The 11,087-nt window shown below is 50.6% G+C and carries 10 protein-coding genes and 1 rRNA gene; 10 read left to right on the top strand and 1 reads right to left on the bottom strand.

The annotated features are described in order from the left end of the window. The 10 genes from EDM60_RS27765 to pssA all read left to right on the top strand — a co-directional run. Positions 1-113 (top strand): 23S ribosomal RNA (locus EDM60_RS27765); the annotation flags it as partial. Positions 114-372: 259 nt separating this feature from the next. Then, positions 373-1,494: an MGDG synthase family glycosyltransferase gene (locus EDM60_RS27760; protein WP_063231142.1), complete on the top strand. Its 1,122-nt coding sequence runs from the start codon at positions 373-375 to the stop codon at positions 1,492-1,494. A 31-nt stretch (positions 1,495-1,525) separates the two neighbouring features. Continuing rightward, positions 1,526-2,200: an HAD-IA family hydrolase gene (locus tag EDM60_RS27755; RefSeq protein ID WP_122966818.1), complete on the top strand. Its 675-nt coding sequence runs from the start codon at positions 1,526-1,528 to the stop codon at positions 2,198-2,200. 262 nt (positions 2,201-2,462) lie between these two features. Further along, positions 2,463-2,927, top strand: a complete 465-nt coding sequence (locus EDM60_RS27750; RefSeq protein ID WP_063231140.1) for a CtsR family transcriptional regulator — start codon at positions 2,463-2,465, stop codon at positions 2,925-2,927. 33 nt (positions 2,928-2,960) lie between these two features. Continuing rightward, on the top strand, positions 2,961-3,479 hold the full coding sequence (mcsA, locus tag EDM60_RS27745) for a protein-arginine kinase activator protein McsA (RefSeq protein WP_063231139.1): 519 nt from the start codon (positions 2,961-2,963) through the stop codon (positions 3,477-3,479). A gap of 20 nt (positions 3,480-3,499) precedes the next feature. Beyond that, a complete protein-coding gene (gene mcsB, locus EDM60_RS27740; protein ID WP_122966817.1) occupies positions 3,500-4,570 on the top strand; it encodes a protein-arginine kinase McsB in 1,071 nt (356 codons plus the stop codon). Positions 4,571-4,643: 73 nt separating this feature from the next. After that, positions 4,644-7,094, top strand: coding sequence for an ATP-dependent Clp protease ATP-binding subunit (locus EDM60_RS27735; RefSeq protein WP_122966816.1), 2,451 nt, complete (start codon positions 4,644-4,646; stop codon positions 7,092-7,094). A gap of 102 nt (positions 7,095-7,196) precedes the next feature. Then, the gene (radA, locus tag EDM60_RS27730; protein WP_063231136.1) at positions 7,197-8,564 is read left to right on the top strand and encodes a DNA repair protein RadA; all 1,368 of its coding nucleotides are present in this window, start codon (positions 7,197-7,199) and stop codon (positions 8,562-8,564) included. A 9-nt stretch (positions 8,565-8,573) separates the two neighbouring features. Continuing rightward, on the top strand, positions 8,574-9,650 hold the full coding sequence (gene disA, locus EDM60_RS27725) for a DNA integrity scanning diadenylate cyclase DisA (protein ID WP_122966815.1): 1,077 nt from the start codon (positions 8,574-8,576) through the stop codon (positions 9,648-9,650). Between the two features lie 118 nt (positions 9,651-9,768). Further along, positions 9,769-10,497 carry a CDP-diacylglycerol--serine O-phosphatidyltransferase gene (pssA, locus tag EDM60_RS27720; RefSeq protein WP_063231134.1) on the top strand — a complete coding sequence of 243 codons (729 nt, stop codon included), beginning with the start codon at positions 9,769-9,771 and terminating at the stop codon, positions 10,495-10,497. Positions 10,498-10,590: 93 nt separating this feature from the next. Here the strand turns inward: pssA and EDM60_RS27715 are convergent, their stop codons facing one another. Beyond that, positions 10,591-10,986, bottom strand: coding sequence for a nucleoside triphosphate pyrophosphohydrolase family protein (locus EDM60_RS27715; RefSeq protein ID WP_063231133.1), 396 nt, complete (start codon positions 10,984-10,986; stop codon positions 10,591-10,593). Positions 10,987-11,087 lie beyond the last annotated feature (101 nt).

Raw genomic sequence — 11,087 nt, 5'->3', positions numbered from 1 at the left:
CCCAAAGTGCAAGCTGGTAAGACCCCTCATAGACGATGAGGTTGATAGGTTCGGTGTGGAAGCGCGGTAACGCGTGGAGCTGACGAATACTAATCGGTCGAGGACTTATCCACACATGCTTAGCAATCATGCGTATTCAGTTTTCAGGGAATGAAACGAACCTCTTTGCCCAACAATGGGTAAGGAGGTTTTTGTATTTAAGGGTACGACAGCTTTAGTGCCTATTGGTAACGAGTGAATTTTTTGTCGACAAGTTAGGTCGATCGACCGACAAGTTCCCTCTTGCAGATCGGTCTGGGGGTAGACTAACATGAGAAGGTACCTGATCCAGGCGTTGGAGTAGGCGAGGCAAGGTTATGAAGGAGAATAGGCATGAAAAAAATTCTAATCTTTTCCGCTTCCATCGGTAACGGTCACAATCAGGCAGCGAGAGCAATGCAGGAAAGCCTGGCTGAGAATGGTTGTACATCTATGATCATCGATACGCTGGAATATATCAGTCCCACATTTCACAAGATCTTGCTGGAAAGTTACATGAACTTGTTGAGACTTTCACCCAAAATGTGGGGGAGAATTTACCATAATACCGAAAAAAGCCGCTTTTTTGATATGAACGTCCTGATGAATAAGTTATTGGCAAACAAGTTGAAGAAACTGATTAACAGTGTTCAGCCGGACGCGTTTATTGCGACGCACCCTTTTGCCAGCTGTATGCTGTCCGTACTGAAGGGCAGAAATGACTGGACCGAGCCGATCTATACAATCATTACGGACTATACGATCCACCCGTCATGGATTAATCATCATATCAATTACTACTTCATTGGGCATGAACAGCTGTACTATCTGGTTGATATTTACCGACAAGATCACCAGAAGTTCATTCCCATGGGGATTCCTATTATGCATAAATTCCGCACTCCACTCGACGCCAATGAGATCAGGCAAAAGCTTGGACTTGTACCGGAGCAAAAATGCATTATTCTCTCTGGTGGAGGTCTTGGCCTTGGTTCGATGGAAAAGGTCCTCGATGGGCTGGAAGCGATCAACCTTCCGCTGAAAACGTTTGTGTTGACCGGAACCAACGAGAAGCTGTACAAAAAAGTGACGAACAGAAGCTATCGTCACGAGGTAGTCCCGCTTAAATTTATCAACAATTTTCACGAGTATCTGGAGGTTGCCGATTTAATCGTGACCAAATCTGGCGGACTGACCTCAGCCGAGGTCATGAGCAAACGGGTGCCGATGATTATTTACAACCCGTTGCCTGGACAGGAAGAACGGAACAGCCACTTCCTGTTGAACAACGGCTGTGCTGTACATGCCAATTTGTCGGAGCAGCTCATTTACTTTATCGATGAATTGTTGCACAGTCCATCAAAAGTTGACTATATGCGACGCATGGGACAAAAAATATCAAAGCCGGATGCCGCTCAGCGCATCGCCGAATTTATTTTGGACGACATGAGCATGGTGCAGGCTGAAACAGACTAATGTTCTCGGAAGCACTGACAGGAGGTTGCCTATGAGTATACCGTTTGCTATTTTCTTCGACATGGATGGCACATTGCTGCAAACGGAAAAGTTGTCGACGCCCGCCTTTGTGCGGACGTTTGAACGATTGAGAGAAACAGGCTTGTGGCAAGGCGAGACGCCGAGCGAGGAAGACCTGGTCAATGTACTGGGAATGACCATCGAGCAAGTTTGGCAAAAGCTGTTGCCAGGAGCAAGTGAAGAAGCAGTCCACGCCGCAGATACTTTTTTGTTGGAAAATGAAATTGCCTTGCTGAAGGAAAAAGTGACCGATTTATACCCAGGAGTGAGGTCAACTCTGGAACAGCTTCACGCCCAGGGGATTCCTCTGTTTGTCGCGAGCAACGGGCAAGAGGAGTACATCGAGGCCATATGCCAGGAGTATGGACTAAAACCGCTGTTGACGGATTTGTACTCCGCAGGAAGGTTCCGTACGCGCTCGAAAAATGATCTGGTGGCAAAGCTCCTCTCTGACTATGACATCGCGCACGCGTACATGGTGGGGGATCGTCACTCGGATATCGAGGCCGGGACAGCAAACGGCTTGTTTACAATCGGTTGCGACTTTGGCTTTGCCAAACCGGGAGAGCTGGATGGCGCCGATATGATCATTACAGATTTCCCGCAATTGCTGGATCATTTGCCAGCGATCGACACCAAATCATAGAGCCTGACATAACCATTCCTTTAGGGGAGTGGTTTTTTTCATACTTAGCAACCCGACATTTTCGTAAAAAGAGCGCAACGCTTGTCGCTTATGCCCGACAAAAGGCTCGCCACCTGACTGTTTTGCATGGTTTCAAGCGACCGGATTTTGCCCACACTAGAAAGTGTATGGATCACTTGCAAGGGCGCCATAAACCCATTATAATTAAAGTCAAAGATAGTCAAAGTCAGTAGATGACACATATGGAATAGGAGGCGATGACTTGCGTAACATCTCGGACATCATTGAACAGCACTTGAAAGGCATTTTGACACAAAGTCCTAATGGCTCGGTCGAGATCCAGCGTAGTGAGCTTGCCGACTTATTTCAATGTGTACCGTCGCAAATCAATTACGTCATCAACACGCGATTTACTGTACAAAAAGGGTACATTGTAGAAAGCAAGCGTGGAGGCGGGGGTTACATCCGCATTCGCAAGGTACAGATTGTGAGCAAGGCGCGATTGCAGGAATTGCTGACCGAGGAACTGATTGGAGAAAGCATTTCGCAGAGTGTGGGGAACGCGATTGTGGAAAGGCTGTTCGAAGAAGGACTGGTCAATGTCAGGGAAGCGACCTTGATGAAAATCGCAACCTCACGAAATGTTTTGACTTTGGATGCTGAATTGCGAGATCGTTTGCGGGCAAATATTTTAAAGCAGATGATTGCGGCTATCTTGTTGAAGTAAACGAAGCATGTATGTGTTAGGGGGTAGGATGTAATGAACTGTGAGGAATGCGGAAAACGACCGGCGACACTGCACTTGACGAAAATCGTCAACGGCGAGAAAACCGAATACCATATTTGTGAGCAATGCGCTTCCGAAAAAGGGGACGTCTTTACCGGATTTCACAATTTCAGCATCAACAATCTCCTTTCAGGACTGTTAAAATTTGACCCCATGCAAAAAAACGGACGCGAGCCTGCCACCAGTAAGCCGCTCCGTTGCGAAACTTGCGGACTCACGTATGCCCAGTTCAGCAAAAGCGGCCGCTTCGGTTGCAGCGATTGCTACACCTTCCTGGGCGATCGACTCGATCCGTTGTTCCGCCGTATCCATGGCAATACGCAGCATAGCGGCAAGGTTCCGGAGCGCACAGGCGGACAGTTGAAAATCCGCAAAGAGCTGGAACAACTAAAGCGTGCGTTGCAAAACCATGTCGCCAGTGAAGAGTTTGAAAAAGCGGCAGAGATGCGTGACCGGATACGTGCGCTGGAACAAAAAATCGCTCAATCGTAACAAGGGGAGGTAAGCTGGTCATGTCACAACAGCAGTTTATGCAAAACCCGTGGAGCAATTGGATGAAAGGAGAAGGTCCTGATTCCGATATCGTCATCAGCACACGGCTGCGCATCGCCCGAAACCTGCGCCAGCACCCTTTTCCGTTACTGGCGACAGACTCGCAAGGGGAAGAAGTCGTCAGAAAGGTGACGGAAGTGAGCGAATCGGAGGCCATGCGCAAGCTCCAGCAGCTTCAAGTCCTCAACATGGACCAGATCAACCCGTTGGAAAAGCGGGTGCTGGTGGAGAAGCATCTGATTAGCCCTCACTTGGCGGAGGAATCGCGAAAAGGTGCTGTGCTGTTGAGTCCTGACGAGTCGGTCAGCATCATGGTAAACGAAGAGGATCATATTCGAATCCAGGTGCTGCTGCCGGGGTTTCGCCTGAACGAAGCATGGGAAATAGGAACAAAAATAGATGATGTTTTCGAGAAAAATTTAAACTTCGCGTTCGACGAGACGAGAGGCTACCTTACAAGCTGTCCGACCAACGTCGGCACAGGCATCCGGGCTTCCGTCATGCTGCATCTGCCAGCACTGGTGATGACGCAGCAAATCAGCAGAATTTTGCAGGCCATCAATCAGGTTGGCCTCGTCGTTAGAGGAATTTACGGGGAAGGCAGCGAAGCACTAGGAAACCTGTTTCAGCTGTCCAACCAAGTCACGCTCGGGATGTCGGAAAGCGATATTCTCTCCAACCTGTATGGCGTAGCCAGACAAATTATCGAGCAAGAACGCGTTGCCCGTACTTATTTGCTGGAGCATACACGCATATCTTTGGAAGACCGCATCTTCCGTTCCTACGGCATCTTGATGTATGCACGCACTGTGGAGTCCAAGGAAGCAGCTCAACGCCTCTCCGATGTGCGCCTTGGCATTGACCTGGGCATTATCTCGGGAGTATCGCCACTGGTGATGAACGAGCTGTTGGTAACAACCCAGCCTGGCTTCTTGCAGCAGCATGCAGGGCAAAAGTTGACGCCAGACCAGCGGGACGAGAGAAGGGCTCGGCTGATTCGGGAGAGGCTCAGTACGACGGGCTCAGCTTGATTGTTTCTCAGACATAAGGCATCACAGCAGTTAACCTATAGAGAAAAAACATGGTTACACGGAGGTGTACGATATGATGTTTGGACGTTTTACAGAACGAGCACAAAAGGTACTGGCGCTTGCCCTGGAAGAGGCGGTGCGTCTCGGCCACAAGGATATTGGGACTGAGCATGTACTGCTGGGACTGATTCGGGAAGGCGAGGGTATTGCTGCCAAGGCATTGCAATCGCTCGGGCTTGGTCTCGATAAAATCCAGAGCGAAGTGGAGTCGTTGATCGGACGGGGAACAGAGCAGTCCGGTAGTAATTACACCCCAAACTATACACCTCGTGCGAAAAAAGTAATTGAACTGTCCATGGATGAAGCGCGCAAGCTCGGCCATACTTACGTAGGAACAGAGCACATTTTGCTCGGCCTGATCCGCGAAGGCGAAGGCATCGCTGCGAGAATCATGAACAACTTGGGAGTCAGTCTGAACAAGGCGCGCCAGCAGGTGCTGCAATTGCTGGGAAGCTCCGAAATGATGGCGTCGCATCAGCCTTCCGGCGGCAATCCGGCAGCGAATACGCCTACTCTGGACGGTCTGGCACGGGACTTGACTGCGATTGCACGCGATGGCGGGCTCGATCCTGTCATTGGCCGCCAAAAAGAAATCGAGCGTGTGATTCAGGTACTTAGCAGACGCACCAAGAACAACCCTGTCTTGATCGGGGAGCCTGGTGTGGGGAAAACGGCCATTGCAGAAGGTCTGGCTCAAAAAATCGTGAACAACGAGATTCCCGAAACTCTCCGCGACAAGCGCGTCATGACGCTGGATATGGGAACAGTAGTGGCGGGAACCAAATATCGCGGTGAGTTTGAAGACCGCCTGAAAAAAATCATGGACGAAATTCGCCAGGCAGGAAACATCATCCTGTTTATCGATGAGCTGCACACGCTGATCGGGGCTGGCGGAGCGGAAGGCGCAATCGACGCTTCCAACATCCTCAAGCCGGCGCTGGCTCGCGGTGAACTCCAGTGCGTAGGGGCAACCACCCTGGACGAATACCGCAAGTACATCGAAAAAGACGCCGCGCTGGAGCGTCGCTTCCAACCGATTCAGGTGGATGAGCCGACTGCCGAGGACGCGATTCGCATCCTGCACGGCTTGCGCGACCGTTACGAAGCCCACCACCGTGTGAAAATTACCGACGAAGCTATCGAGCAGGCAGTGAAGCTGTCTGACCGTTATATTACCGATCGTTTCCTCCCTGACAAAGCAATCGACCTCGTCGATGAGGCGGCTTCCAAAGTGCGCTTGCAATCGTTCACCGTCCCGCCTAACCTCAAGGAGCTGGAAGGGCGTCTGGAAGAAGTGCGCAAGGAAAAAGACGCTGCCGTGCAATCGCAGGAGTTTGAAGAGGCAGCTGCACTCCGTGATCAGGAGCAGAAGCTGCGCGAGGAACTCGACAAAACGAAAAAAGACTGGAAAGAGCGTCAAGGCCAGTTGAACATGGAAGTAACTCCTGAGGACATCGCCACTGTGGTAGCCAGCTGGACTGGTATTCCGGTGTTGAAGCTGAAGGAAGAAGAAACAGAGCGCCTGTTGAAAATGGAAGATATTTTGCACGACCGTGTTATCGGCCAGGACGAAGCGGTCAAATCGATTTCCCGAGCGATCCGCCGTGCCCGCGCTGGCTTGAAGGACCCGAAACGTCCAATCGGTTCGTTTATTTTCCTCGGCCCTACAGGTGTAGGGAAAACCGAACTCGCTCGCGCTGTAGCTGAGACACTGTTTGGAGATGAAGACGCCATGATCCGCGTCGACATGTCCGAGTACATGGAAAAACACTCTACAGCACGTCTCGTAGGGGCTCCTCCAGGGTATGTAGGCTTTGACGAAGGCGGTCAGCTGACGGAAAAAGTGCGGCGCAAGCCTTACTCGGTCATCCTGCTGGATGAGATCGAAAAAGCGCACCCGGATGTATTCAACATTTTGCTCCAGGTGCTGGATGACGGCCGATTGACTGATTCCAAAGGACGCACAGTAGACTTCCGCAACACCGTCGTGATCATGACCTCCAACGTAGGTGCAAGCATGATCAAGAAAAATACGACACTCGGTTTCACTACCAACGACACCGAGAAGAAATATCAGGATATGAAAGACAAAGTCATGGATGAGCTGAAAAAGAGCTTCCGCCCTGAATTTCTGAACCGTATTGATGAAGTGATCGTGTTCCACTCCCTGGAGCAGGAGCACATCGAGCAAATCGTGTCCTTGATGACCGACGAGCTGCGCAAGCGTTTGAAAGAGCAGAGCATCGACTTCCAACTGACCGAGGAAGCCAAAAAGCTGCTGGCAAAAGAGGGCTTCGACCCGGCATACGGTGCGCGTCCGTTGCGTCGTGCCATCCAGCGCCATATCGAAGACAATTTGTCGGAAGAACTGCTCAAAGGCAACATCAGCAAAGGCGATACGGTCAACATCGAAGCCGAAGATGGCAAGCTGGTTGTCAAGCGACTGGAAAAAACTAAATCGTAAGCACAAAATAGCAGAGAATGCCTCCTGTTCTGGGAGGTATTCTTTTTTTCAATGCGTAACTATGATAAAAGTAGAAAAGAAATTCCAAGTGAGGGTGCGATTATGTCAAAGTATAAAACGAAATACGCGTGTCAAGAATGTGGCTATGAATCGCCTAAGTGGATGGGAAAATGCCCTGGCTGCGGCAGTTGGAACACGTTGGTCGAGGAAGTGACAGTGAAAGCAGCCCCTCGTCATGAAGGAATCAGCGGCGGTACGCGTCAGGCGGCTATTCCTTTGACGCAGGTCGCCAGTGCAGAAGAACCGCGCATGGACACGACGATCGGAGAGTTGAACCGTGTTCTCGGCGGCGGGCTGGTACCAGGCTCCCTTATACTGGTCGGCGGCGATCCGGGTATCGGGAAATCTACATTGCTGTTGCAGACCTCTTTTGCCTTGGCTCATAAAGGGGCCAAAGTGCTGTACGTATCAGGCGAGGAGTCGGCAAAACAAATCAAGCTTCGCGCTGATCGCCTGCATATGCAAACCCCCCCGATGTTTGTGTTGGCAGAAAATGATTTGGATTTGATCGAGCAGCATATTAATCAAGTAGACCCTCACGTATTGATCATTGACTCGATCCAGACAGTCTTCCATCCTACGGTTCAATCCGCAGCCGGAAGTGTCGCACAGGTGCGTGAGGCTACCGCTCAACTGATGCGCATCGCCAAAGGCAAAGGGATCGGAACCTTTATTGTCGGCCACGTGACCAAAGAAGGTTCGATTGCAGGTCCGCGCATGCTTGAGCATATGGTGGACGCGGTCCTTTATTTTGAGGGCGAGCGCCACAATACGTTCCGAATCCTGCGTGCTGTCAAAAATCGATTCGGTTCGACAAACGAGATCGGCATTTTCGAGATGAAAGATCGCGGTCTGGAAGAGGTGGCAAACCCTTCGGAAATTTTTCTGGCCGAACGTCCTTTTGGCGTGGCAGGCTCCACCGTCGTAGCGAGCATGGAGGGCACTCGTCCCGTCCTGGTCGAGCTTCAGGCACTCGTAGCCCCAACCAGCTTCGTTACGCCGCGCAGAATGGCTACAGGCGTCGACCATCAGCGTGTGGCGATGATCATGGCTGTTTTGGAAAAGCGCATGGGGATGATGCTGCAAAATCAGGACGCGTATGTCAATGTCGCAGGGGGCGTCCGCTTGGATGAGCCTGCTGTCGACTTGGCGATCGCGGTCAGCATTGCCAGCAGCTTCCGCGACCACGCCACGAATCCGCATGACGTGGTGATCGGGGAAATCGGTCTGACGGGAGAGGTGCGTGGCGTATCGCGCATCGAACAGCGCGTGCGGGAAGCGCATAAGCTCGGCTTCAAACGCGTAATCATCCCGGAGAAAAATATTCGCGGCCTGGATGCTCCTGACGATATTCAGGTGATCGGGGTCAGCAATATCGCAGATGCTTTGAACGAGGTGATAAGGAGGTAAGGGCGGGATATGCAGGAGAACACCAAAAGAACTCCGCTGTTCGGCGATGTGCTTCGTTTGGTCGCACCCGGAACGCAGCTTCGTGAAGGGCTGGAAAATGTTTTGCGCGCAAAAACCGGCGGCCTGATCGTCGTCGGTTACGGACCGGAAATGAAGCAAATCGTCGATGGCGGTTTTTCCATCAATTGCGATTTTTCTCCTGCCCATTTGTATGAATTGGCGAAGATGGATGGGGCGATTATAGTAAGTGAAGACGCCAAGCGAATTTTGTACGCCAATACGCAACTGTTCCCGCCGGCATCCATCCATACCAGCGAGACAGGGACGCGACATCGGACGGCGCAACGAACGGCCATCCACACCAACTACCTGGTCATCGCCATATCGCAACGACGCAATGTCATCACGTTGTATCAAGGGAATTTCCGCTATGTGCTGAATGAAATCAGCGTCATTTTAGCCAAGGCCAATCAGGCTGTGTCCACCCTGGAAAAATACAAGGCCGTGCTGGATCAGACGATGACCAACCTGGGCGCTCTGGAATTTGAGGAACTGGTCACCCTGCATGAAGTTGCTTCTGTGCTGCAGCGGATCGAGATGGTGCTTCGGATCAAGACGGAAGTTTCCAAGTACATATGTGAACTTGGTGTCGAAGGCAGACTTGTCAGCATGCAATTGGAGGAGCTTGTGTCGAATATTGGCGAAGAAGCGCACATGCTTATTCGCGATTACGCCAAAGATTCGTCTTACGCTCCTGAGCTTGTACTGGGCGAAATGAAAAAGCTAAGCTCGGAGGAAGTGCTGGAGTTGGGGTCTTTCCTGCGCGTTCTCGGATTTTCGGCAAGCGCCAGCATGCTGGAGGAGTCGGTGTCGCCCAGGGGCTACAGAATTTTGTACAAAATCCCCAGATTGCCAATTTCTATCATCACAAACCTCGTCGCACATTTCCATTATTTGCCCAGAATTATGATGGCAACGATTCAGGAATTAGACGAAGTAGAGGGGATTGGAGAGGTGCGGGCCAGGGCGATCAAAGAGGGTCTGAAACGGATTCAGGAACAAGTGTTCATTGACAGGCACATTTAAAGTAGAATAGGATAAAGGCATTATTTGTTATTCAACATTTGCCCAGGGGACTTGAAAGCGAAAGTCAGCTTGACAGGATACACTGTCTCCTCATGCAAAAGAAATCAGGAGGTAGTCTATGTTCGTGAAATCGTTGCCGAACATGCTAACCGTAAGCAACTTGTTTCTGGGAGTCTTGGCAATTATTCTTGCGTTTCGAGGAGATCATTACGTCGATTATGCGGCGATCACGGTGATCATCGGCATGCTGGCCGACGGGTTGGATGGACGCGTCGCTCGTATGTTGAATGCGCAAAGTGAGTTTGGAAAGGAACTCGATTCGCTTTCTGACGTCATTACGTTTGGGATAGCTCCGGCTTTCATCATGTATGTTGTTGTCCTTCAGCACTTCGATCTGCTGGGGATTCTCATTACGGCCATCTTCCCGATCTGTGGGGCGCTCCGTCTGGCGAGATTCAACGTCCAGGCCGGGGTTCCGGGATATTTCATCGGATTGCCAATCACAGCTGCCGGTGGTGTGCTGGCGACTCTTGCGCTTTATCACCAGGTTTTCAACCCGGTACTGCTTGCAGTGAGCATGCTGCTCCTCGCCTTCCTCATGGTATCGAAGGTCAAGTATCCCAACTTCAAAAAGGTCGGGATTCCAAAATCCGCTTACTGGATTACGCCCATTATTATCGCCATCGTCGTCGTTGTTGCGATCAAGTATCCGCAACAGTTTCCGAAGATCGTCTTCTTGCCGCTTGCCTTTTACGCCCTGTACGGAATAAAAAAAAACGTTGACTTTCTCGTCAAAAAATTACGCAAGCGGAAAAACAAAGAAGAAGAATCTGTGCCATTTGAATAAGCCAGACAATGAAAAAACCCGCACTTCGATGTGCGGGTTTTTCGTTTTTGTATGCAACTTTTCGTAGGGTTCATTCGTAATACGAGTGTGGGGTTAAGAAAGATTGAACACGCCCAGGGTATTCAGCCGGTTTGCCTCTTTTTGCAGGACGTCTTCCAGCTTGATGTCTGTGATGTTGCACAAGGCGGTCAGGTAAAAAAGATTTTTGCCAAGCTCTGCTGTGACTACATCGCGACAATGCTCGCATAGTGGGCCGTTAAAGTGAGTGTCCAGGTGGGACTTGTTCTCCTCCAGGTTTTTGCTGGAATCGTAACTTTGCTTTTTGGCTACCACTTCAACACAACCGCATTCGGTGATGGCTTTGGTCAGGGAGCGATTGATGCGAGATGCCGTCTCCTGAACTTTGGACATGACGTCCAGTACGCTTCGATGTCGGATCAAAAGCTCTGATACTTGCGTTTGAAAGTCGTCTACATTTCGTTTGTCCATATCAATTCACCTCTGCTTTAGGCTGATCGTATCGTCACAATTTTCGCTCATTGTGTTACTGCCATTATAAGAAGGGAGTCTGGTCGCTGTCAATTTGCCCG

It is taken from the genome of Brevibacillus parabrevis (assembly GCF_003710905.1).
In the GTDB taxonomy this organism is placed as follows: domain Bacteria; phylum Bacillota; class Bacilli; order Brevibacillales; family Brevibacillaceae; genus Brevibacillus; species Brevibacillus parabrevis.
This window is presented reverse-complemented; position numbering and strand designations above follow the sequence as displayed.